Here is a 23,365-nt window from a genome sequence, read left to right on the forward strand (position 1 = left end):
CTCGGCGAGCCCGTGCCGCCGAGCCAGCCGCGCGCGCCGCTGCTCGGTGTCGACGACGAGGGCGACCTCGGGGCGCTCACGGACCATGCGCCGATCATCCCCGTGGCCGCCCACAGGCGACGCGCCGGAAGCGCGACGAGCCGCCGACCGCAAGCCTCGAATCGATCAGATCTCAACACCCGGCCGTCGGGAGACACGGAGGGAACGCGGGCACGATGGTCCGAATCTGTGCGGACATGTTGTTTTCTGATCGAAAGTCCCCCCTCGTCGGACGTGTCTCGCGCTACGCTCACCCGCATGACGTGGTTGGTGACGGGCGGGGCGGGGTACATCGGCGCACACGTGGTGCGCGCGTTCACGAAGGTCGGGCTCGAGCCGGTCGTCCTGGACGACCTGTCCAGCGGCCACGAGGAGTTCGTCCCGCCGGGCGTCCCCTTCGTGCACGGCTCGGTCGACGACCCGGACGTCGTCGCCGACACGCTCGCGCGGCACGGCATCGAGGGCATCGTGCACCTCGCCGGGTTCAAGTACGCGGGCGTCTCGGTCGAGCGCCCGCTGCACACGTACCGGCAGAACGTCGCAGGCACGCTCACGCTGCTCGAGACCATGGCCGAGCAGGGCGTCGACGCGATCGTCTACTCGTCCTCGGCTGCGGTCTTCGGCACCCCGGACACCGACCTCGTGACCGAGCAGACACCCACCACGCCCGAGTCCCCCTACGGCGAGTCCAAGCTCGTCGGCGAGTGGCTGCTGCGCGACCAGGCGCGCGCCACGGGGCTCAAGCACACGAGCCTGCGGTACTTCAACGTCGTCGGCTCGGGCACCCCCGACGTCTACGACACGAGCCCGCACAACCTGTTCCCGCTCGTGTTCGAGGCCCTGCTCGCGGGCCGGACGCCGGTCATCCGCGGCGACGACTACCCCACACCCGACGGCACCTGCGTGCGCGACTACCTACACGTCGCGGACCTCGCCGACGCCCACGTCGCGGCGGCCCGCACGCTCGCCGAGGGCGGCACGCTCGAGCCGGTGTACAACCTCGGCTCAGGCGAGGGGCTGTCGGTGCGCGAGATCATGACGGCCGTCGCCGAGGTCACGGGCATCGACTTCACGCCCGAGATCGCGGCCCGCCGCCCGGGAGACCCCGCGCGGATCGTCGCCTCGGGGGAGCTCGCGGCACGCGACCTGGGCTGGCGCATGACCCACACGATCCAGGACATGGTCCGCAGCGCCTGGGCGGCTCGCTCGAGCGCCTGACCCGCCACTCCCGGCGGCCCGCGTGCGGGCGCGGGGCCGTCAGGACAGGACGTGGGCGGCGAATGCCTCCAGCGACTTCTGCGTGCCCGCGTAGATCCCCTCGTCGCGGGGCCAGTGGACGATCACGTCCGTGAAGCCCAGCGCGGCGGCCCGCTCGACGCCTTCGATCGCGAGGTCCGACGAGGTCAGCGAGTACACCGGTGCCCCGTCCAGGCTCAGGTAGCGGCGCACCGGCACGGCACCCGGGCGGTGCGCGCGCTCGATCTCGTCGAACGCGGCGGCCTGCTCGGCGAGCGCCGCCCACCAGCGCTCCTGCGCGCGAGCGGGGTCGTCCTCGAGGTCCTCCGTCGCGTACGACGCGCCGTAGGTGACCCAACCCTGGCCGTACCGCGCGGCGAGCGTCATCGTGCGCGGGCCCGCGGCCGCGACGACGAAGGGCGTGCGCGGACGCGCGATCGTGCCCGGGACCATGCGCGCGTCGTGCGCGGTGTAGAACTCGCCCGCGTGCTCGGTGACCGGATGCGTGAGCAGCGTGTCGAGCACGCCGACGAACTCCTCGAACCGTCGGGTCCGCTCGCCGCGCGTGACCGCGGTCCCCGTCACGGACGCGTCGAAGCCCTCACCGCCGGCACCCACGCCGAGCAGGAAGCGCCCGCCGGAGACGTCGTCGAGCCCCATGACGTCCTTGGCGAACGGGACCGGGTGCCGGAAGTTGGGCGACGCGACGAACGTGCCGAGCCCGATCCGCGAGGTCGCCTCGGCCGCGGCCGCGAGCAGCGGCACGGTCGCGAACCACGGCTCGTCGGCGAGCGTGCGCCACGCGAGGTGGTCGTACGTCCACGCGTGGTCGAAGCCCCACTCCTCCGCCTGGCGCCACTTGTCCCGCTGCGTCGCCCAGCGATCCTGCGGCAGCAGCACGATCCCGACCCGCACACCGATCCCCATGTGGCCGACCCTAACCGCGTCCGCGCCGCGGCCCCGGGCACCCGGCGCGGGACGGCGCCCGCCCGCCCGATGCGTCAGGACCAGCCGAGCTCGTGGAGGCGGTCGTCGTCGATGCCGAAGTGGTGCGCGACCTCGTGGACCACCGTGATGGCGACCTCCTCGACGACGTCCTCGCGCGTGTCGCAGATCTCGAGCGTGGGGTTGCGGAAGACCGTGATGCGATCGGGCAGCGAGCCCGCGGCCCACGAGTCGGTGCGCTCGGTCAGCGGGACACCCTCGTAGAGACCCAGCAGGTCCTCCTCGCCGGGCGGGGGCTCGTCCTCGACGAGCACGACGACGTTGTCCATCACCGCGGCGAGCTCGGCGGGGATCTCGTCGAGCGCGTCCCGGACGGCGTCGTCGAACTCCTCACGCGACATCTCGAACACGGGTCCATCCTGCCCGGCCCGCAGCGGCCACGTCCCCGGCCGGGCCGGATGGACCCGCGCGATCAGCGGTGTGAGCAGCGTCGCGGCGGCCCGCTTTGGAGTTCCGGGCAAGTCCCCGTATGCTCATCCACGGTCAACCGACGCCTCGACGTCTGGGGCGACGCCCTCATCGTCTAGCGGCCTAGGACCCCGCCCTTTCACGGCGGTAGCACGGGTTCGAATCCCGTTGGGGGTACGAGAACGTGCAGTGGAAGATGCAAGACTAGGTCTCATCACGAGGCCCCGTAGCGCAGTTGGTTAGCGCGCCGCCCTGTCACGGCGGAGGTCGCGGGTTCAAGTCCCGTCGGGGTCGCTCGACTTATGCCGGTCCTCGTGGCCGGCATCGTCGTTGGAGGCAGCTCCACGGCTCTGTAGCTCAGTTGGTAGAGCGTTCGACTGAAAATCGAAAGGTCACCGGATCGACGCCGGTCGGAGCCACTGCACGAAGCCCGCCAGGGAGCAGCCTGGCGGGCTTCGTCGTTCCCAGCCCCGTGCGCCGTGCCTCCTGCGCCGTCGCGCAGTTCCCGCCACGGAGAACCTGCGCGCGTCCTGCTTCGCGACGCCCCTGCCTGACTAGGCTGGCGACACACCCGTCGCCCCAGGAGGAGCCCGTGACGACCGACCGCGGTCCCGAACGCCGCCGATTCCTCGACCGCCTCACCGAGCCGATCGCCGAGCGCGCCCGCGAGAAGCTCGGGCAGGCGGAGGACAAGGTCCGCTCGTCGATCCAGGCCGAGATCGACGCGGTCGGCGCGAGCGTCCGGGCGCGGGCCGTGCAGGTCCGGCCGTCGGCGATCGCGTTCGCGTCGGCGGCGCTGCTCACGCTCTTCGGGCTCGCGCTGTTCGTGACCGCCGCGGTGATGGGCCTCGCGCACGTCGTCGAGCCGTGGCTCGCGGCGCTGCTCGTCGGTGCGGCGCTCCTGCTCGTCGCGACCGGCTTCGCCGCGTGGGGCCGCAGCCATCTCCCCCGCACGCCCGCCGCGCGGATCACGCCGATCCCCGAGAGCACGCACCCCGCCGAGGAGCTCGTGCACCCCTGGGACAACTGACCCCGACGGCCGCACGCGGACCCGGCCGGCCGGGCCGGCACGCACGACGTGGGCGTTCGCCGCGCGCCACGCGGACGACCCCAGCACACTGAGGGTCTGCGCCGCAGCACCCGGCAGGACGACGAAAGGCAGCACCGATGACGACGAACGCGCCACCGCAGCGTTCGCTCGGGCAGCTCGTGAGCGACCTGAGCGAGCAGACCTCCCGGCTCGTCCGAGCGGAGATCGCGCTCGCGAAGACCGAGATCGCCGAGCGCGCGAAGATCCTCGGCGCCGGGGCGGGCATGCTCGTCGCGGCGGGCGTCCTGGCGCTGTACCTGCTCGCCGCGGTGCTCACGACGCTCGTGATCGTGCTCGACCTGTGGCTGCCCCTGTGGCTGGCCGCGCTGATCGTGACGGTCCTGCTTCTGCTGGTCGTCCTGATCCTCGGGCTGCTGGGCGTCAAGGCGCTGCAGAAGGCGTCGCCGCCGGCACCCCAGGCGGCGATCGCGAGCGTGCAGGACGACATCGCCGCGCTCAAGGGGCCGTCGGCATGAGCATCGCTGGACCGCTGGGAGGAGCCCGATGACCGACGAGAAGCCCGCGCCGACCCCGTTCACCACGCCGTCGATGGTCGCGATCGAGGCGGAGATCGCCGCGACGCGTCACCAGCTCGCGACGACGGTCGACGAGCTCACCGCTCGCCTCGCTCCGCGCGCCCAGGCGGACGCGGCCATCACGACGGCTCGTCGCCTGGCGTCGGACGCCACGAGCCCCGAGGCGAGCCCGGAGGCCCGCGCGCACGCCCGTCAGGTGCTCGGCGGCGTCGCGATCGCCGCCGCGTTCGTCGCGACGATCGTCGTGCTGCGCATCGCACGCCGCTCGCGCTGACCCACGGCAGGCCCCTGTCCGGACTCGCGCGGGTCCGGACATGGGAAGACCCCGGGACATCCGTCCCGGGGTCCTGGCGGGGGCCCGTACGTGAGGGAGCCGGCCCCGCGCCACGCGGCGGTCAGACCTGTGGCCGTCCGACCAGGACGGCGTCACGGATGACCACGCGGCATCGCTGAGACCCACGCCCGCCCGCCGACGCGCCTCGCGCGCCGGACTCGGGGGCGGGGTCGGTCAGCTGACCGCGCGCTGCTGGGGGATGCCCTGGAGCAGCGCCTGCACCTCGGACTCGAGGTAGCGACGGTGCCCGCCGAGCGTGCGGATCGACGAGAGCTTGCCAGCCTTCGCCCAGCGCGTCACGGTCTTCGGGTCCACGCGGAACAGCGTGGCGACCTCGGACGGCGTGAGCAGGTTGTCGGTGGGTGCGGGCTTGACGGTCATGGTGCTGCCTCCTGGCTTGCGGGCGACGCCGGGACTCCCCTTCCCGGCCACCGCCGGTGCGGTGGTGCTGTCGGTACGAGCCAGGACGCCACATCGACGCCTCGCCGCACCCCCTAGCATGTGCGAACCCGGCATGTGACGCATTCCGGGACACGATTTCGTTACGAAAGGGTACAACCCGGTCCTGTGAACCGACGAGTCCGCTGGTGAGCGGCTTGCAAGGTCAGCCTAAACCGGACGTTTCACCCGCGCCCGGCGGAGCCGCGATGCGGAGCATCGATACCCCGGCGTGGCGCAGAGGTGCGCCCTGGGTGAACGTGATGCGAGTCGCCCCCTCGCGAGTGGCCGGAATAACGGGATTCCATGTAGCGTTGCCGAACGAACAGACGATTCAGCATCCCGGGGCCGCACGTGTGAGCACGGTGCCGCCCCGCTTCCACGTTAGAGGGGGTCGATGCCATGGGGCGCGGCCGTCAGAAGGCTAAGCAGACGAAGGTGGCGCGGGAGCTGAAGTACTTCAGCCCGGACACCAACTACCGAGCGCTCGAGCAGGAGCTGTCGACTCACGTCGACCCCATCGAGCGCCGTAGCGTAGCCGCGGTCGACACCGACGACGAGCCTGACGACGACTACGGTCGCCGCTGGCTCGACGACGATCGCTGACCCTGCGAGCGTTTCCCTCGCGCGTCGTCACCCGTCTCGCGCGACGAGCTGACGACACCCACGCCGACCACGTCGGCGTCGTGCTCTCCTCACGCTGAGCCGTCGTTCTTCTGCTCGTCCCTCGTCGCCTGCCCGGCCCGGCCTGGCAGGCGACGAGTGCGTGCGGTGACCGCGCGTCGTCGGGACGCGCCGGTCAGGAGACCCGGTACTCGCCCGTCAGGCGGACCGCGCCACCCGCGACCCCCTTGGTGCCCGAGACGAACCCCGGCGCGCCGACGACGTCACGGGCGGGGTCGGCGTCACGGACCGTGCCGAGCTCCCACGCCGGCAGCCCGAGCTGTGCGGCGTGCGCGAGCACGCCGTCGACGGCGTCCGCGGCGACCACGGCCACCATGCCGACGCCCAGGTTGAGCGTGCCCTCGAGGTCGGTCCACGGCACCTGACCGAGGCCCTGGACCAGCGAGAACACGGGGGGCAGCGTCCAGGCCCCGCGGTCCACGTCGGCCACCAGACCGCCCGGCAGGATGCGCGCCACGTTCGCGGCGAGCCCGCCGCCCGTGACGTGGCTGAACGCGTGCACGCCGGCAGTCCCCGCACGGCGCGCGATCGCGAGGCAGTCCGCGGCGTAGACGCGCGTCGGTTCGAGGAGCTCCTCGCCGAGCGTGCGGCCGAGCTCGTCGACGTGCCGCTCGAGGCCCCAGCCCGCCTGGCGGACCACCGCGCGCACGAGTGAGTAGCCGTTGGAGTGCAGCCCGCTGGACGCGAGCGCGACCAGGACGTCGCCGGCGCGCACGCGCTCCGGACCGAGCAGCTCGTCGGCCTCGACGACGCCCGTCGCGGCACCGGCCACGTCGTACTCGTCGGGAGCGAGCAGGCCGGGGTGCTCGGCGGTCTCGCCGCCCACGAGCGCGGTCCCCGCGACCTGGCACGCCTGCGCGATGCCGCGCACCACGTCGGCGATGCGCTCGGGCACCACGCGACCGGTGGCGATGTAGTCCGTCATGAACAGCGGCTCGGCACCGACCACGACGATGTCGTCGACGACCATGCCGACGAGGTCGAACCCGATGGTGTGGTGGATGTCGAGCGCCTGCGCGATCGCGACCTTCGTGCCGACGCCGTCGGTCGACGTCGCGAGCAGCGGGTGGCGGTAGCGCGTGAGGAAGCTCGCGTCGTACAGGCCCGCGAAGCCGCCGACCCCGCCGAGCACGCGTGCACCGTGCGTCGCGCGCACGGCGTCCTTCATGAGCTCGACGGCCTTGTCGCCCGCCTCGGTGTCGACGCCCGCGGTGGCGTAGGTGATCGGCGCGGCGGTGGCGGGCGCGTCGTCGGGCAGGGAGGTCACGGTCGCTCCAGGGGGTCGGCTCTGCCGGGCGCGGGCGCCGGGCGCAGGGTCGGGTTCGTCAGCTCGCGGGTCGTCGAGTCACAGGTCGTCGAGTCAGGGGTGGTCGAGCGCCGTGGCGGCACCGCCGCCGGGCAGGATCGAGACCAGCCCGTCCTCGGGTGCGCCCAGCGGCAGCTCGTTCTGCTCGAGCAGGTTCTTGCCGAGCCGGTCGGCGGGCGGCAGCTCGATCGGGTAGCGACCCGAGAAGCACGCGGTGCACAGCTGGCTCGCGGGCTGCTCGGTCGCCTCGATGAGCGCCTCCTCCGAGATGTAACCGAGCGAGTCCGCGCCGAGCGACGCGGCGATCTCGTCGGCGGACAACCCGTTCGCGATGAGCTCGGCACGGCTCGCGAAGTCGATGCCGTAGAAGCACGGCCACTTCACGGGCGGCGACGAGATGCGCACGTGCACCTCGGCCGCGCCGGCCTCCCGCAGCATGCGGATGAGGGCGCGCTGCGTGTTGCCGCGCACGATCGAGTCGTCGACGACGACGAGACGCTTGCCGCGGATGACCTCGCGCAGCGGGTTCAGCTTGAGCCGGATGCCGAGCTGGCGCAGGGTCTGCGACGGCTGGATGAACGTGCGGCCCACGTACGCGTTCTTCGTCAGACCCTGCCCGAACGGGATGCCCGACTGCTGCGCGTACCCGACCGCGGCGGGCGTGCCGGACTCCGGCACGGGGATGACGAGGTCCGCCTCGGTGGGGTGCTCGAGGGCCAGCTTGCGGCCCATCTCGACGCGCGCCGCGTGGACCGAGCGGCCCGCGATCGTCGTGTCCGGGCGGGCCAGGTAGACGTACTCGAACACGCAGCCGGCACGCTCGGGCGTCGCGAACTTCGTCGAGCGCAGACCGTCGGCGTCGATCGCGAGGAACTCGCCCGGCTCGACCTCGCGCACGAAGCTCGCGCCGACGATGTCGAGCGCCGGGGTCTCGGACGCCACGACCCAGCCGCGCTCGAGCCGCCCCAGCACGAGCGGCCGCACCCCCTGCGGGTCGCGGGCCGCGTACAGCGTGCGCTCGTCCATGAACACGAGCGAGAAGGCGCCGCGCAGGCGAGGCAGGACCTCGAGCGCGGTGGACTCGAGGGTGTGGTCCGGGTCGCCCGCCAGGAGCGCCGTGATGAGCGCCGTGTCGGTGGTGTTGCCGCGTGCGAGCTCGCCGCGCCGCTGGCTGCCGTACCGCTCCGCGACGAGCTCGACGAGCTCGGCGGTGTTGGTCAGGTTGCCGTTGTGGCCGAGGGCGACCGTGCCGGCGGCCGTGGGGCCGAGCGTGGGCTGCGCGTTCTCCCAGTTGCTGGCGCCGGTGGTCGAGTAGCGCGCGTGCCCGATGGCGATGTGCCCCTGCAGGGCGTTCAGCGCGGTCTCGTCGAAGACCTGGGAGACCAGACCCATGTCCTTGTAGACCAGGAGCTGCGAGCCGTTGCTCGTCGCGATGCCCGCGGACTCCTGTCCACGGTGCTGCAGCGCGTACAGCCCGAAGTAGGTGAGCTTGGCGACCTCCTCGCCCGGAGCCCAGACACCGAAGACGCCGCAGGCGTCCTGGGGGCCTTTCTCGTCCGGGAGGAGGTCGTGGTTCAGTCGTCCGTCAGCGCGGGGGGCCACGCGTCCATGGTCGCACACCGACCCTGGACCCATGGCCCCCCGTTCACCGCTGGATCAGATCACCACTTGGCGTTGCGCGCGAGCTCCAGGGCGATCTCCTGCCACCACTGACCGGCAGCCGGGCCGCCGTTGCACGAGCCGTCGGACTCGCCCGGCAGCTTGACCCACAGCAGCGCGTCGAGGCCCGACGAGTCGTTCACGAGGCGCGGCTTGTCACCGAGCGCCCGGCCACGCGGGTTGCACCACTCGCCGTTGCTGCCGTTGCCGTTGCGCGAGGTGTCGATGACGTAGCCCTTGCCGCCGAGGCGCTGCGAGATCTGCTCGCCGTACGACTGCGACGACGAGGTCGTCTGGTAGTTCGACGTGTTGAGCGCGAAGCCCACCGCGTACTCGAACCCGATCTGGTTGAGGCGGTTCACCGCGGTGTCGACCGACAGCCACGTCGAGTGCCCCGCGTCGATGTACACGCGGCCACCGGCCTGCGTGAGCGACTTCGCGGCGTACTTCAGGAAGCCCACGCGGTCGCCCTGGCCGCTGCAGTCACCGAGCTGCGCGAGCGCGTCGGGCTCGAGCACGATGATCGGGCGGCCCACGATGCCCCGCGCGACCGTGTCGACCCACTGCGCGTACTCGCTCTCCGGCACCCCACCGCCCGAGTGCGAGCCGCAGTCACGGCCCGGGATGGCGTAGATGACGACCGAGACCGTCTTGCCTGCCGACGAGGCACGGCTCGTCGCGTCGCGCATCTGCTGCTGCGAGACCGACGGGCTGTTCCAGTTGCCGATCCACACCGACTGCGGCGTCAGCGCGATCTTCGCCAGGAGGTCCTTGGTGCTGCCGGATGCCGCCTGCCAGGCCGTGTACGACTGGTTCGTCGTGTCGACGTACAGGTCACCGCTCGGCTGCGGCGGCGGGGTCGTCGTGGGCGTGGGCGTGGGGGTCGGCGTCGGGGTGGGCGTCGGCGTCGGGGTGGGGGTCGGGGTCGGGGTGGGGTTCTGCGTGGGGCCGGTCGTCGGGACCGTCCCCGTGCAGGCGACGCCGTTGACCGTGAAGGACGTCGGCGCCGGGTTGGCGGACGTGAAGGCGCCGATGAAGCCGAACGACGCGCTCGCGCCGGTGCCGAGCGCACCGTTCCACCCGACGCTCGACGCCGAGACCTGCGAGCCGGACGTCTGCACGTCGGCGTTCCACGACTGCGCGACCTTCTGGCCCGAGGCCGGCCAGGTCCAGGCGACCTTCCACGACGAGATGGCCGAGCCGAGGTTGGTGATCTTCACGTCGCCCTGGAAACCGCCGGGCCACTGGCTCTGGACGGTGTAGTCGACGCGGCAGCCCTCGGCTGCGGTCGCCGAGCTCGCGGCGACGGTCAGGCCGCCGATCGCGAGCGTGGCGGCGGACAGCAGCGCGGCTGCCCGGGAGGACGTTCTACGGGCGGTCATGGACGCTCCTTGAGCTTGCTGACTCGGACTGTCCGGCTTCGCCGAGCGGTGACGGAGCGCATGCCTTGCCGTCCTCCGCATCGACGTCGACGCGTGAGCCCGCCCGGGACCGGTACCGACGAGAGAACCCGACCTCTCCCTCCGGCGGCCACACCTCGGCGCCGACCACATCGATTAGGGCCTCCGGTCGCCCCTGGTCGGGTGACGCCACCCGGCGCAGCGCGGAGCACGGGCCGCGAGACACGATGACGCGATGACGCGACCGGTCCGCACGACGAGCAGGCGCTCGGCGCGCCCCGGGCGTCAGGCCAGCGGGTCGCGGCTGCGGCGGTCCGCCCGCGCAGCCAGCGCACCGCCGACGAAGCCACCGACGACCGCGCCGGTCACGCCCATCACGACGCGGATCGTGCCCTGCCCGTCGAGGAACGAGATGAAGCCCTGGCCCGAGGGGACGTCCGACGAGAGCCCCCCGCCGTCGCCGCTCACCCACCCGACGACCGCCGTGGCCAGCAGCGCGACGACGACCCCGACGACCGCGCCCGCCACGATGAACGCCCCGAACTTGGGGGCGCGGCGCACGCGCGCGGGCACCGCCACGCGCTCGAGCTCGCGCTCGTCGATCTCGGCCTCGTCGGACGGGGACTCGCCCGCCGCTCGCGTGACGGGGTCGGACGCCGTCCGCCGGGGCTGGCGAGCCTCGGGCTCGGTCGGCTCCTGCGCGTCCTGCTGGGGGGTCTGGGGGTCGTCCGGCACCCCGTGATCCTAGGCCAGGGCCGGGACGTGCCGACCCGGGGGCGGGGTCGGCACGGCCCGGGGCTCAGAGCGCGAAGGCGGCCTCGAAGCCCGCGTTGACGGCCTCGGCGACCTTCGCCGGGTGCACGCAGTCCCCGACGGGGTGGACCTTGACGCGGCTCTCGAGGGAGTCCGCCAGGCCGCGCGCGGCGCGCACCCCGAACGCCGAGACCACGGTGTCCGCCTCGACCTCGACCGTGCCGTCGGGGCCCTCGGCGACGAGCCCGGTGTCGGTCACCCGCACCACCGCATGCCCGGTGAGGAGCCGCACGCCGGCGGCCTCGAGCCGACGCAGCAGCGTGATCTTGTTGATGATGAGCAGGTCGGGGGCGACCGCCTCGGACATCTCCACGACGGTCACCTCGTGCCCGTCCTCCGCGAGCTCGAGCGCCAGGTCCACGCCCGAGAGCCCGCCGCCCGCGACGGCCACACGGTGCCCGACCAGCGCGCGGTCCAGGTGTGCGTCGACCACGTCGACGCTGCGCTCGATGCCCGGGATCGACAGCGGCACGACCGGCGCCGCGCCCGTCGCGACGATCACGTCGTCGACCCCGTCGAGCTCGGGCGACTCCGCGGTGATCGTCGTGCCCAGGTGGACCCGCACCGACAGGCCGCTGAGCTGCCGCTCCCACCAGGCGATCATCTTGCGCAGCTCGGACTTGAACTCCGGGGTCGCGGCCGGCCACAGCACACCGCCGAGGTGGTGCTCGGACTCGTACAGGTCGACGTCGTGACCACGGATCGCGGCGACGCGCGCCGCCTCGAGGCCCGCCGGCCCGCCTCCGACGACCGCGACACGGCGCGGCGTGTCGACGGGCGTGAGCGCACGCTCGCGCTCGAAGCCGACCTGCGGGTTGACCGCGCAGCCGAGCGGGAGCGCGAAGAACGCGTTGCCGACGCACAGCTGGTTGCACCGGATGCACGGGCGGATGTCGTCACGGCGGCCCGCGGCGATCTTGCCCGCCCACTGCGGGTCGGCGATCAGCCCGCGGCCGATCCCGACGAAGTCGGCGTCGCCGTCCTCGAGCACCGCCACGGCGTTCTCGGGCGTGAGGTTGCCCACCGCCATCACGGGGATCGAGAGGACCTCCTTCATGGCCCGCGCCGCGGGCACCATGCACGCGTCACCCAGGTAGTAGGGCGGGAAGACGTAGTCCATGGCCTCGTAGGAACCCTCGTCGGCCATCATCAGGTCGAGGCCCGCGTCCTGCAGGATCCTCGCGATCTCCTGCGACTCGGCGACGCCGCGTCCGCCCGGGTACCGGTGGTCGACCGAGAGCCGGAAGCTCACCGGCAGGCCGGGCGCCGCGGCCTTGACCGCCTGGATGATCTCGACGGCGAACCGGCAGCGGTTCTCGGTCGAGCCGCCGTACTCGTCGGTCCGGCGGTTCCACTGCGGGCTCATGAACTGGTCGATCAGGTAGCCCGTGTGGCCGTGGATGTCGATCGCGTCGATCCCCGCGGTGGCGGCGCGCGCGGCGGCCTCCCCGAACCGCTGCACGATGACCCGGATCTCGTCGAGCTCGAGCGGGCGGCACAGCACGTCGGGCGTGGCGTAGTGCGGGTTGTCGGAGGCCGAGATGGGCAGGCGGTCGGGGTCGACGACGTTGATGTTGCGGCCGAGGCCCGCCGTGAGCTGCAGCGAGACGAGCCCGCCGACCTCGTGGATCGCCGCAGCGAGCGCGGTCAGGCCAGGGACGCAGTCGTCGGTGTCGACCCGGCACAGCCCGGGGTTGATCTGCTCGTAGTCCTGCGAGACGGCGCTGATCCCGGTGACGACGAGGCCCGTGCCGCCCTTCGCACGCTCGGTGTAGTACGCGATCTCCCGCTCGGTGAACAGGCCCTCGTGCGTGCCCATCTCCGTCCCCATCGGGGCCATGATCACGCGGTTGGGGAGCGTCAGGGATCCGATGCGTCCGGGCTGCAGGAGGGGCGAGAAGTCGGTCACGGTCACGGCCTTTCCGGGCTGGCGAGCAACGCCGGTGAGGCGCCGGCGCCTCCGCCAAGTTTCTTACCACTCGGTCAGCATTTGCCGGGACAAGAGTCCCGCCCACCCACTCCCGCCCCCCACCCACGTCGATGCAGCCATGAATGCAGGCGGCGTGCACGGTCTGGCCACCCCACCTGCATTCATCGCTGCACCGACGGGGCACCGGGGTCGGCGCGGGCGTGCGCGCAGCGGGCGGGGCGGGGCGCTGCGGTGGTCAGCGGGGGCGGGTGGCTTGGAGGGGGAGCCAGTCGGCGAGGTCTGCGCGCTCGCCCGAGGCGTGCACGCGGCCCGACGCGAGCGCGTCCGGCCACGTGAGTGCGCCGGTGGCGAGCTCGAGCCAGGTCTGCGGGTCGGTCTCGACGACGTTGGGCGGCGTGCCGCGCGTGTGGCGCGGCCCGGCGACGGCCTGCACGGCACCGTCCGGCGGGACCCGCACCTCGACCGAGTTCCCGGGCGCGACGTCCGCGAGCTCCTCGAGCGTGAACCGCACGGCGGTCCGGCGGTCGACGACGGACGACGGGTCCGCACGCCATGCCGCGAGCGCCGCGCGGCCCGCGGCAGGATCGGTACGACGACGAGGTGGCACGGCTCGATTCTCCCCCGCGCACGGGCGGGGCACCGTCCTGCCGCACCCGCCCCACCACGAGCGGTGCTCCACCCCCGCGAGAGCGGGCGCGGCAGCGCATCGGCACCGGGTCAGGGGCGTGGAGCGCCCGCACCTCGATGGCCGCGGTGGTACTCCTGCGTGATGCGCTTCCAGCGCGCCTTCTCGGGAGCAGCCAGACGCGCGTCGACCCGGCGCTCCTGGTAGGCGGCCTCGCGCTCGAGCTTGCGCCAGCTCGCGAAGCGGCGCTGGTCGAGCTCGCCGCGGTCGAGCGCGGCGAGGACCGCGCAACCCGGCTCGCTCACGTGCGAGCAGTCGGCGAACTTGCAGCGGGCCGCGAGCTCGGCGACGTCCGCGAAGGTGTGGTCGAGCGCGTCGGCGTCGGCCACGAGGCCCACGGCCCTCAGGCCCGGGGTGTCGATGAGCATCGCACCGCTCGGCAGCGGGACGAGCTCGCGGTGCGTCGTCGTGTGCCGTCCGCGCCCGTCCTGCCTGCGCTCACCGGTGGCCATGATCTCGCGGCCCGCGAGCGCGTTGACGAGCGTCGACTTGCCCGCACCGGAGGGCCCGACGACGACGAGCGTGACCCCGGGACCGAGCAGCGCGCGCACCGGGTCGAGGCCCTCCCCCGTCGCAGCGGAGACGGCGTGCACGTCGACCGCGAGCGCCGCCGCAGCGACGTCCTGAGCCATGCCGTGCGGGTCGGGGACCAGGTCGGCCTTGGTGAGGACGACGACGGGCTGCGCGCCCGAGCGCCACGCGAGGGTCAGGAGCCGCTCGACGCGCCCGAGGTCCGGGTCCGGGTCGAGGTGCTCGACGACGAGCACGACGTCGACGTTCGCGGCGAGCACCTGCACGTGCGACGTGCGGCCCGCGGTGTCGCGCACGAGCGCCGAGCGGCGCGGCAGCACCGTCGCGACGAGCCCGGACTCAGGATCCAGCTCGACGAGGTCACCCACGGCCACGGCCGTCCGGCCCTCGTCGGAGTCCGCGAGCCCGTCCCGGGCAAGGCCGGCGGGCAGTGGCTCGGGCGAGCTCGCGCGGGCGTCACCACCCGCGAGGCCGTCGCCCGCGAGGTGCGCGTGCGCTGCCTCGGTCGCGCCCCCGCGGACGTCACCGGGGTCACCGGACGGACCGGCGGGTACGACGAGCACCGCGGTCCGCTCGGCGCGCACGACGCGCCACTGGCCAGAAGTCACGCCCCGACGCTAGGCCGCCCCGGCCGCCCCCCTCCACCGATTTCTGAGCCCCTCGCCGCCGAGATCGTCAGGTCCACACGATGTCGTCGGTGCCACCTGACGACCCGCCGCAGGGCTGACGACCTCGCCGCGCGCGCCGGGGATGAGGTCAGCCGGTGGTGAGGATCGCCAGGTTCGTCCGGGCCCGCTCGTCGCCCGGGTCGATGCGCAGGACGTGCTCGAAGTCGGCCACCGCGCCGTCGACGTCACCCGACCAGGCCCGCAGCGCGCCGGCCCGCAGCAGGGCCGCCGGGTCGTCGGGGGTGAGCGTCAGGACCCGCTCGACGTCGGCGAGCGCGCCGTCCAGGTCGTCGGCCGCCTGGCGGAGCACGGCGCGAGCACCGAGCGCTCCCCGGTCGTGCGGGTCGGTGGCCAGCGCCCGGTCCGCCATCTCGGTCGCCGCCGCGACGAGGGGCACGTCGGACTCGGCGGCCGGCTCGGCGCCGAGTCGAGCGTCGAGCGCAGCGGCGGCGTCCTGAGCGCAGATCGACGGGACCGCACGGTCCCACGCACGCAGGGTGCGCGCGGAGTCGCAGGCAGTGGAGTAGGCCTCGGCGTCCCCGCGCGCGGCCGCGTCGTGCGCGGCACGCAGCGGCCACTCGGCACGGGCCCCGACGAGCGCGACGAACGCGAGCGCCCCGGCCGCGATCCCCCACGCCCACCGCACGACCCGATCGCCGGCAAGCCGGCCGCCCGGCGACGTGGCAGCGACGTCCCGTCCGCCGGCGGTCGCGACCCCGCGTCGTGCCGCCCGCAGGCTGGCCGCGGAGCCGCTCGCCGGCGAGGCGCCGGGAGCGGGTGCCGTCCGCGCGGCGGCCGGCACCGCGCGCGGCGGACCGGCGGTGAGGGCGCCCACGAGCAGGAGCGCGAGGCACAGCGTGGCCGCTCCGGTCACATGGGTGAGGAGCGCGAGGCCCACCGCGACGACGCCTCCCGTCGCGAGCGCGTGGCGCCAGGGGTCGGCGGTCGCCTTCGCGCGGCGCCACCACGCACGCGCCAGCACGACGAGCAGCGCCGCAGCCAGGAGCGCGAAGGGCACGCCGCCCACGACGAGCACCTGCAGCGGCCACGCGTGCGGCGAGTCGAGCGGGTGCGTGAAGCCGACGTCGCGCGCCCAGCGCTCGTCGGTGAGCGCGAGGATCGCGTGCGCGTAACCGCTGGGGCCGACCCCGAGCCACGGGTGGTCGCCGGCCAGCTCGAGCGTGCGCTGCCAGATCAGCACGCGCCCTGACACCGATGCCGTTGCGGCCGCGTCGCCGCCGAGCAAGCGCGCGGCGGTCGTCGGGACGGCGAGCGCGCCCAGCACCCCGACCGCACACACCGCGACAAGCACCGCGCGCACGCCAGACGGACGACCGCTCCACCCCACGCGCCCGGCACTCGCGTGCCACCGGCGCTCGTCGGACGGCGAGGCGCCGCGCTGCAGCCAGGTGCCGGCGACGCCCGCGACGAGCGCACCGCCCACGAGTGCCAGCAGCGCCGCGCGCGAGCCGGACAGCACCACCGCGCACACCGCGGCGAGCAGTCCCGCACCGGCGAGCCAGGCGTCGCCCGGCGCGCGACCGCGCGCCCCGGGCGTCGGGCGACCGGCGGTCGCGGGCGGGATCAGCGCGAGCGCGGGACGCACGAGCACGAGGGCGAGGAGCGCGGCGACCGCGCCCATGTCGGTCGCGTTGCCCAGCAGCGAGCCGACACGCTCGTCGGCCTCACCGGCGAACGGGCGCAGTCCACCGGCCTCGAGCAGGGCGCCGGCGGCGACGAGCAGCGCCGCGGCCGCACAGGCACGGTCGAGGGTCGTCCACGCGCCCGCGGTACGCCCGTGCTCGTCGTCGGACAGCAGCCGCGCGCCTACCCACAGCGCCCCCGCGTACGACCCGAGCGCGAGCACGCCCTCGTATCTCCCGAACGCCCCGACCAGTCCGGTGGCCGGGGACTCGCCCGCGAGCGCGGAGACGACGAGCCAGCCGCCCCCCGCCGCGAGGAGCGCGCCGACGCCGCGCGGCAGCGCACCGCGCGCGGGGGCGCACGCGGCCAGCACCACGCCGACGAGCACGACGGCGAGCTTGGGCAGCACGAACGGGAACATCCCGCCGGGCAGCCACGCGACGGCCACCGCGGCGACCAGCACGACCGCCCAGCGCGCAGGACCGGGGACAACGGTCCGGACGGTGCCGGACGGTCGTCCCCGGTCCAGGGCCGAGCGTGGCGAGACGCGCATCACGCGCACACCGTACGGGTCCGCGTCAGGCGCCACCCACACCCGAGAGCGAGATGGTCTTGAGGTCGGCGGCGCTGGACACCGACGTCGGCGAGACGACCTTGAGGTAGAGCGGCGAGAGATGACCGCCGAGCAGCGAGTCCCACCCACCAGTCGCCGACACCGTGACCGGCGTGCGCTCCCAGTACACGTTCAGCTTCCCCTGGGCGTTGCTGGACTCCGACACCAGGGCGCCGCGGTTGGTCGTGTCGGAGAGCTCGACGCGCTCGATCGGCAGGCCCTGGTACGTCACCGTCGCGCTGACCCTGGTCGGCGACTCGATGACGAGTACCGGTCGGGGAAGGGCGAGGGTCTTCGTGGCGGGCACCGTGACCGTGCGCGGCGTGCGGTAGCCGTACATGCCCCTGGACCCGAACACGACGACATCGACGTCGTACGTCCCGGGCACGAGGTTCGTGAGCTCGTAGCGCCCCGTGGTCGAGATGTCCGAGTCATCCACCTGGATACGCGAGCCGGGGCCCAGCGCCATGACAGATCCCGACGTCGCCCCCGCGACGGTCCCGGTCAGCGTCACGGTCCGCTTGGCCGGCTTGAGGGTCCCGGCCGAGACCCACGCACCCGTCTTCGCCTTGACGGTCTTCGTGACGTACCGGTGCCGGCCCTCGTCGACGACCGTGAGCGTGTACGTGCCCTTCGGCAGGCCCTGCAGCGTCACCTTCTCCTCGCCGGCACCGGTTCGGTACGACGAGGTCTGGCCCACGGTCTTCCCGCTCGCGTCCACCGCCGTCACGCTGATGAGCCCCGTGCCCGCGTGAGCGACCGTCGCCTTGATCGACGCCCCGACCGCGAGCGTGCGGTTGACCGTACGCGTCGTCCCCGAGGAGACCTTGGCCGTGGTGCTCGTCGTGCGGTACTTGGCGGCCGTCGTGGACGAGCCGGACGCGCCGCTGTACTCGACCTCGTACGTCCCCGCCTTCAGTCCGCGGAACTCGTACCGTCCCTTCGTGCTCGTCATCGTGCTCGTCACCGAGTCACCCCTGACCGCGTAGACCGCGACCCCGGGAACGGCCTTGCCGGACGCGTTGGTCACCGTCCCGGCGAGGACCGCGGGGGTGGAGACCGTCGAGCTCACGCGCGTCGTCGTGCCGGGTGCGGCCGTCAGGGAGACGGCGGAGCCCGCGGCGTTCGTGGCCCCGGTCCACCAGCGGGGCTGCACCTTGTACCTGCCGGGCACGACCTGTGTGAACGTGAACGTCGTGGAGGTGGTGCCGTACGAGCTGCACTCCTCGGAGACGAGCGAGCCGTCGAGACGCAGCAGCCGGGCGCACGCGACCGCTCGCGACGCGGTGTAGCGCACCGTCGCGTACCCGGGCACGCGCGTCGTCGGCAGGGTCACCGTGCCGCCGCCAGCCACGATCGGCGCGAGCTGCAGGTAGCTCAGGGCGGTGGCCCCGTCGGCGCCCACGACGAGCTCGTCCACGTGCTCAGACGTCCCCGAGTGCACGCGCAGGTAGACCTTGGCGCCCGGCGCCGTCTCGGCGTCGACGGAGAACGTCCCGTCCGAGTTCACCCACTCGCTGCTCACGACCATGGTGTCGGGCGCCAGGTGCGCGGTCGACGACGCGACGAGCACCTCCACCCGACTCGCGTGCGCGCCAGTCCCCTGCAGCACCGCGGTACCGGTGAAGGACGTGGTGACGGTCGTGGCCGCGGCGGCCGGGACGGCCAGGCCTGCGGCGACGAGCGCCGTGGTGAGAGCGAGAGCGAGACGAGATCGGCGTCGCACCGGGACTCCGTTTCCGTGAGGGGAGAGGCGAGAGGAACGTATCGACCACGCCCGCAGCTCCATCCGGGACTGGGCCCGACTTCACCCATTCGGCCGAGGAGGCCTCGTCGGCCATCGCAGTCCTAGGTCACGGCCCTCGTCGCGCCCTCCTCGTCAGAGCCCGCCGGCGACCTCGCCGAGCGTGACGCTGCGCAGGTCGGACGCCGACCGGATCGTCGTCGGGGACTTCACCGGGAAGTAGTACGGCGTGCTCCACTCGAAGAAGTACTGCGTGTGGACCACGCTCTTCGACCAACCCTGCCCCGGCCAGAGGGCGCAGCCGCGGCCGGTCGACGAGCTGAAGCCGCAGTGCCAGAACTCGTCACCGCGGCGGCCCACCGCGACCCCCTGGATGGGCGTGCCCCGGAAAGAGAACCTCGTGGTCACCTCGGAGCGGGTGCGCACGACGGTCGTCGCCTTGGCGAGGTCGACCGTCGTCGTCCCCGTGCCGACGGTGACGGTGACGCGCTTGCCCTCGTAGTCACCGGAGCCGGTGGACGCCCGGACCTGAGCGACGTACGTCCCCGGGACCAGTCCGGAGATCGTGTACGTGCTCGCTCCCCACCCGACCTGGGCGCCGCCCGCCCAGCCCACGCCCTTGGCGTACGCGAGGGAGATGTCCCGCTTCCCGGACCCCGCGACCTTGCCCGTGAGCGTGGCGGGGGCCTGCGTGGGCTTGAGCGAACCGAGCGTGCTGACCTTCCCGGCCGCGACCACGAAGGAGCGGCGCAGCCACGTGCCCGAGTCGTTCTGCACGACCGCCGAGTACGACCCGGGCTTGAGTCCCCGCACGACGACGGTCGGGGCGGCACCGGACTCGGCCCAGCCCGAGGACTCGGCGACGTACGCACCCGTGGCGTCGAAAACCCGCAGGTAGACGTTGGTCTCGCTGCTCGAGGGCGTGATCGTCGCGCGGACCGAGCCACCGAGCGCCATCGTCCGGTTCAGCTTGACGGTGGTGCCCGCGCCGCCGGCCTTCACGGTGGTGGTCACGGTCGCGTACTTGCGCACCGCGTCCGATGTGCCGGAGGCGCCGGAGTAGTCGACGACGTACGTGCCGGACGTGAGCCCGCGGAACCGATAGCGGCCGTTCGCGTCGGTGACGCCGCGCAGCAGCGAGCCGCTACCGGTGGTGTCGTAGCCCCAGACCGCGACGCCTCTGAGCGGGTTGCCGGAACCGTTGCGGACGACGCCCGTGATCGAGCGCGACGGCTCCATCTCCAGGTTCGCCTTCGTCGTCTCGCCGGACCGCACCTTCACGGTGAGCCGCTGCGTGGACATGACCCGGCTGTCCCAGCGCGCCGTGAGCGAGTAGCGGCCCGAGGCGAGCCCGCGGAACGTGAACGTCCTGCGCGGCGTCTGCACGCACTGCTTCGACAGCTCCTCGCCGTTGACGCGCTGCAGGATGCCGCACTGCACCGGGACGGACGTGGTCAGCGTGACCGTGCCGGTGCGCTGGAGGCGCGCGGTCGCGAGCGCGCGCTCACCCTCGGCCGCGACGACCGGGTCGACGAGTAGGTAGGTCGCCTTGGCGGCCGTGCCCGAGCCGACGTACACGTCGTGGTACTTCCCGGCGTCGTGGGACGTCGTGCGCGCCCGGACGACGAGCCGCGTGCCCTTCTCGACGTCGAGCTCGAACCGGTACCGGCCGCTCGCGTCCGGCACGGTGCTCGCGATCGACCCTCTCTCGAGCAGGCTCACGTACGTCGAGGACGGAAGGTTGAGGACGCTCACCCTGGCGACGGGCTTGCCGTCGGGGTACAGCGCCTTGCCGGTGAGCACGACGTGCACCGACGCCGCCGCGGGCTCGCCCGCGGACGCCGGCGGGAGGAGTCCTGCTGCGGCGACCACCGCCGCTGCCGTCGCCGCGAGCACACGTCCGAACCTCATCGTCCCCCCTGGGCGTCGCGGCGGGAGCACCCCGTCGGCGACGGCACGCTAGCAGCGCCGCGACCGCACGGGGGCGAGGTTGCTCCCGGCGTCACCCGGTTGCGTTGCGGGCCAGCTCGAGGGCGATCTCCTGCCACCACGCGCCCGCCGCGGGTCCGCCGTTGCACGCTCCGTCGGACTCGCCCGGCGACTTGACCCACAGCAGCGCGTCGAGCGCGGTGCCGTCGTCGACGAGGCGCGGCGCCTCGCCCAGCGCACGGCCGCGCGGGTTGCACCACTCGCCGTTGCTCCCGTTGCCGTTGCGGGAGGTGTCGACGACGAACCGCAGCCCGTCGAGCGCCGCAGAGACCTGCTCGCCGTACGCGCGCGAGTCGGCGGTGGTCCAGTAGTTCGACGTGTTGAGTGCGAAGCCCGCGAGGTGCTGCGTGCCGACGAGCTCGATCCGCCGCGCCGTCTCAGCGGCCGGGTGCCAGCCCGAGTTGCCCGCGTCGAGGTAGACGCGGGCGCCGGCCTCGTCGAGCACGCGTGCCGCGTGCGCCAGGAAGCCCGCGCGGTCGCCCTGACCGTCGCAGTCCCCGAGCTGCGCGAGCGCGTCCGGCTCGAGCACGACGATCGGCGACCCCTGGATCCCGCTCGCCACGGTCTCGACCCACGCCGCGTACTCGCTCGTCTCGACGCCGCCCGCCGAGTGCAGGCCGCAGTCCCGTCCCGGGATCGCGTACAGGACGAGCACCGCGACCTGGTCGGCCTCGAGCGCGCCCGCGGTGAGCGCCGCGACCTGGTCGCGCGCGGTGGCGGCGTCGACCCAGTCGCCGATCCACGTCGCCTGCGGCTGCTGCGCGATCCGCGCGAGCAGCGCCTTCTCCTCGCCCGTCGCCGCCTGCCATGCCGCGGCGGCCTGCGAGCCCGGCGCGAGGTAGAGCGTGCCCGGCCCGGCCGCGTCGGGCGCCCGGTCCGCGGCCGACGAGGTCGTGGTCGCCTCAGGTGTCTCGGCGGCCTCGGTCGCGGGCGGAGCCGGGTCGTCCGACGACGAGGGCGGCGGGGTCGTCTTGCCGTCGGTCGCGCTGCACGCGGCGAGCAGCACGGCGAGCGCGACGAGGGCCGCTGCGCGGCGCACGGATCTCATGGCGCCTGATCCTGCCGCGGGGACGGCGGTGTCCGGGCGCAGACACGACGAAGGCGGCGAGGATGTGCTCCTCGCCGCCTTCGTGGCTGCTCAGCTCAGGTCGCGCCCGGACGGGCTCGGCCCAGCCGGGGTCAGACCAGGCCGAGGGCCAGCATCGCGTCGGCCACGCGGACGAAGCCCGCGATGTTGGCGCCCGCGACGTACGAGCCGGGCACGCCGTACTCGTCGGCCGTGGCCAGGCAGCGGTCGTGGATGTCGCCCATGATCGTGGCGAGGCGCTCCTCGGTGTGCTCGAACGACCACGAGTCACGGCTCGCGTTCTGCTGCATCTCGAGCGCGGACGTCGCCACACCACCGGCGTTGGCCGCCTTGCCGGGCGCGAACATCACGCCCGCCTCCTGCAGCAGCGTCATCGCCTTGGGCGTCGTCGGCATGTTGGCGCCCTCGGCGACGACCTTCACGCCCGACGCGACGAGGGTGCGCGCGTCGTCGTCGTCCAGCTCGTTCTGCGTGGCGCACGGCAGCGCGACGTGCGCCCCGACCTCCCACACGCGACGACCCGCGACGTACACGGCTCCGCGGCGCTCGGCGTAGTCCGAGACGCGCCCGCGCTCGACCTCGCGCACCTGGCGCAGCAGGTCGAGGTCGATGCCCTTCTCGTCGAGCACGTAGCCCGACGAGTCCGAGCACGCGACGACCTTCGCGCCGAGCTGCTGGGCCTTCTCGATCGCGTAGAGCGCGACGTTGCCCGCGCCGGAGACGACGACCCGGCGGCCGTCGAACGACTCGCCGATCGTGCCGAGCATGCGCTCGGCGAAGATGACGGTGCCGTAGCCGGTCGCCTCCTTGCGGACCAGCGAGCCGCCCCAGGTCAGGCCCTTGCCCGTGAGCACGCCCGACTCGTAGCGGTTGGTGATGCGCTTGTACTGGCCGAACAGGTAGCCGATCTCACGACCGCCCACGCCGATGTCGCCCGCGGGGACGTCGGTGTACTCGCCGATGTGGCGGTACAGCTCGGTCATGAACGACTGGCAGAAGCGCATGACCTCGCCGTCGGACTTGCCGCGCGGGTCGAAGTCCGACCCGCCCTTGCCGCCGCCGATCGGCATGCCCGTGAGCGCGTTCTTGAAGACCTGCTCGAAGCCCAGGAACTTCACGATGCCCAGGTAGACCGACGGGTGGAAGCGCAGGCCGCCCTTGTACGGGCCGAGCGCGGAGTTGAACTCGACGCGGAACCCGCGGTTGATCTGCACGTCCCCGGCGTCGTCGACCCACGGCACGCGGAAGATGATCTGCCGCTCGGGCTCGCACAGCCGCTCCAGGACGGCGGCGTCGGCGTAGTCGGGGTTGCGGACGAGGACGGGCCCGAGGCTCTCGAACACCTCGTTGACCGCCTGGTGGAACTCGCGCTCACCGGCGTTGCGCGCGAGCACTTGCTCGCGGGCGCGCTCCAGCTGCACCTGCATGATTCGGCTCCGCTCTGCTCCGCGTACCGGGTGAAGGACGCGATCAGGCTAACCACGACCGCCCACGCCCGTGCGGGACTACCGCCCTGTGGACACCGG

General features: G+C 73.4%; 20 protein-coding genes and 3 tRNA genes. 8 read left to right on the forward strand and 15 right to left on the reverse strand.

Going from position 1 to position 23,365, the window contains the following annotated elements:
* Positions 1 to 297 precede the first annotated feature (297 nt).
* Positions 298 to 1,257, forward strand: a complete 960-nt coding sequence (galE, locus tag CGE01nite_RS07690) for a UDP-glucose 4-epimerase GalE (RefSeq protein WP_141370047.1) — start codon at positions 298 to 300, stop codon at positions 1,255 to 1,257.
* A 39-nt stretch (positions 1,258 to 1,296) separates the two neighbouring features.
* Here the strand turns inward: galE and CGE01nite_RS07695 are convergent, their stop codons facing one another.
* A complete protein-coding gene (locus CGE01nite_RS07695; protein ID WP_304364755.1) occupies positions 1,297 to 2,202 on the reverse strand; it encodes an LLM class flavin-dependent oxidoreductase in 906 nt (301 codons plus the stop codon).
* A gap of 74 nt (positions 2,203 to 2,276) precedes the next feature.
* Complete coding sequence (locus CGE01nite_RS07700; RefSeq protein WP_082156507.1) at positions 2,277 to 2,621, reverse strand: metallopeptidase family protein; 345 nt, start codon at positions 2,619 to 2,621, stop codon at positions 2,277 to 2,279.
* 171 nt (positions 2,622 to 2,792) lie between these two features.
* Here CGE01nite_RS07700 and CGE01nite_RS07705 point away from each other — a divergent pair.
* The 6 genes from CGE01nite_RS07705 to CGE01nite_RS07730 all read left to right on the forward strand — a co-directional run bounded on the left by CGE01nite_RS07705 (position 2,793) and on the right by CGE01nite_RS07730 (position 4,588).
* Positions 2,793 to 2,865: transfer RNA gene (locus tag CGE01nite_RS07705), tRNA-Glu, on the forward strand.
* A gap of 43 nt (positions 2,866 to 2,908) precedes the next feature.
* A tRNA-Asp gene (locus CGE01nite_RS07710) sits at positions 2,909 to 2,982 on the forward strand.
* Positions 2,983 to 3,034: 52 nt separating this feature from the next.
* Positions 3,035 to 3,107 (forward strand) — tRNA-Phe (locus tag CGE01nite_RS07715).
* A gap of 173 nt (positions 3,108 to 3,280) precedes the next feature.
* A complete protein-coding gene (locus CGE01nite_RS07720) occupies positions 3,281 to 3,718 on the forward strand; it encodes a phage holin family protein (protein WP_048344023.1) in 438 nt (145 codons plus the stop codon).
* 137 nt (positions 3,719 to 3,855) lie between these two features.
* Entirely contained in the window at positions 3,856 to 4,254 is a 399-nt protein-coding gene (locus CGE01nite_RS07725) for a phage holin family protein (RefSeq protein ID WP_048344022.1), read from the forward strand.
* Between the two features lie 28 nt (positions 4,255 to 4,282).
* The gene (locus CGE01nite_RS07730) at positions 4,283 to 4,588 is read left to right on the forward strand and encodes a DUF3618 domain-containing protein (RefSeq protein WP_141370049.1); all 306 of its coding nucleotides are present in this window, start codon (positions 4,283 to 4,285) and stop codon (positions 4,586 to 4,588) included.
* A 234-nt stretch (positions 4,589 to 4,822) separates the two neighbouring features.
* On the opposite strand, the gene CGE01nite_RS07735 is transcribed toward CGE01nite_RS07730, so the two are convergent.
* Entirely contained in the window at positions 4,823 to 5,029 is a 207-nt protein-coding gene (locus tag CGE01nite_RS07735; RefSeq protein ID WP_048344020.1) for a BldC family transcriptional regulator, read from the reverse strand.
* A gap of 459 nt (positions 5,030 to 5,488) precedes the next feature.
* On the opposite strand from CGE01nite_RS07735, the gene CGE01nite_RS07740 reads away from it, so the two are divergent.
* Positions 5,489 to 5,692: a DUF3073 domain-containing protein gene (locus tag CGE01nite_RS07740; protein ID WP_048344019.1), complete on the forward strand. Its 204-nt coding sequence runs from the start codon at positions 5,489 to 5,491 to the stop codon at positions 5,690 to 5,692.
* A 193-nt stretch (positions 5,693 to 5,885) separates the two neighbouring features.
* Here the strand turns inward: CGE01nite_RS07740 and purM are convergent, their stop codons facing one another.
* From purM to gdhA, 12 genes are all read right to left on the reverse strand, one after another.
* Positions 5,886 to 7,037 carry a phosphoribosylformylglycinamidine cyclo-ligase gene (gene purM / locus CGE01nite_RS07745; RefSeq protein ID WP_229747494.1) on the reverse strand — a complete coding sequence of 384 codons (1,152 nt, stop codon included), beginning with the start codon at positions 7,035 to 7,037 and terminating at the stop codon, positions 5,886 to 5,888.
* Between the two features lie 93 nt (positions 7,038 to 7,130).
* Positions 7,131 to 8,678 (reverse strand): amidophosphoribosyltransferase, encoded by a 1,548-nt coding sequence (gene purF / locus CGE01nite_RS07750; protein ID WP_048344018.1) that lies wholly within the window; start codon positions 8,676 to 8,678, stop codon positions 7,131 to 7,133.
* Between the two features lie 59 nt (positions 8,679 to 8,737).
* Positions 8,738 to 10,117 carry a glycoside hydrolase family 6 protein gene (locus tag CGE01nite_RS07755; protein ID WP_141370051.1) on the reverse strand — a complete coding sequence of 460 codons (1,380 nt, stop codon included), beginning with the start codon at positions 10,115 to 10,117 and terminating at the stop codon, positions 8,738 to 8,740.
* Between the two features lie 303 nt (positions 10,118 to 10,420).
* On the reverse strand, positions 10,421 to 10,870 hold the full coding sequence (locus CGE01nite_RS07760) for a histidine kinase (protein WP_229747495.1): 450 nt from the start codon (positions 10,868 to 10,870) through the stop codon (positions 10,421 to 10,423).
* Positions 10,871 to 10,934: 64 nt separating this feature from the next.
* The gene (locus CGE01nite_RS07765) at positions 10,935 to 12,863 is read right to left on the reverse strand and encodes an oxidoreductase (RefSeq protein ID WP_229747496.1); all 1,929 of its coding nucleotides are present in this window, start codon (positions 12,861 to 12,863) and stop codon (positions 10,935 to 10,937) included.
* 250 nt (positions 12,864 to 13,113) lie between these two features.
* The gene (locus tag CGE01nite_RS07770; RefSeq protein WP_048344017.1) at positions 13,114 to 13,485 is read right to left on the reverse strand and encodes a sterol carrier family protein; all 372 of its coding nucleotides are present in this window, start codon (positions 13,483 to 13,485) and stop codon (positions 13,114 to 13,116) included.
* Positions 13,486 to 13,595: 110 nt separating this feature from the next.
* Positions 13,596 to 14,702, reverse strand: coding sequence for a ribosome small subunit-dependent GTPase A (gene rsgA, locus CGE01nite_RS07775; protein WP_170210918.1), 1,107 nt, complete (start codon positions 14,700 to 14,702; stop codon positions 13,596 to 13,598).
* A gap of 148 nt (positions 14,703 to 14,850) precedes the next feature.
* Positions 14,851 to 16,959, reverse strand: a complete 2,109-nt coding sequence (locus CGE01nite_RS07780) for an O-antigen ligase family protein (protein WP_229747512.1) — start codon at positions 16,957 to 16,959, stop codon at positions 14,851 to 14,853.
* A 25-nt stretch (positions 16,960 to 16,984) separates the two neighbouring features.
* Positions 16,985 to 18,745 carry a carboxypeptidase-like regulatory domain-containing protein gene (locus CGE01nite_RS07785; RefSeq protein ID WP_141370055.1) on the reverse strand — a complete coding sequence of 587 codons (1,761 nt, stop codon included), beginning with the start codon at positions 18,743 to 18,745 and terminating at the stop codon, positions 16,985 to 16,987.
* Between the two features lie 153 nt (positions 18,746 to 18,898).
* Positions 18,899 to 20,674 (reverse strand): carboxypeptidase-like regulatory domain-containing protein, encoded by a 1,776-nt coding sequence (locus CGE01nite_RS07790; protein WP_141370057.1) that lies wholly within the window; start codon positions 20,672 to 20,674, stop codon positions 18,899 to 18,901.
* A 91-nt stretch (positions 20,675 to 20,765) separates the two neighbouring features.
* Positions 20,766 to 21,800 (reverse strand): glycoside hydrolase family 6 protein, encoded by a 1,035-nt coding sequence (locus tag CGE01nite_RS07795; RefSeq protein ID WP_141370059.1) that lies wholly within the window; start codon positions 21,798 to 21,800, stop codon positions 20,766 to 20,768.
* 131 nt (positions 21,801 to 21,931) lie between these two features.
* The gene (gene gdhA / locus CGE01nite_RS07800; protein ID WP_048342371.1) at positions 21,932 to 23,266 is read right to left on the reverse strand and encodes an NADP-specific glutamate dehydrogenase; all 1,335 of its coding nucleotides are present in this window, start codon (positions 23,264 to 23,266) and stop codon (positions 21,932 to 21,934) included.
* Between the last annotated feature and the right edge of the window lie 99 nt (positions 23,267 to 23,365).

The organism is Cellulomonas gelida (genome assembly GCF_006538725.1).
Lineage (GTDB): Bacteria > Actinomycetota > Actinomycetes > Actinomycetales > Cellulomonadaceae > Cellulomonas > Cellulomonas gelida.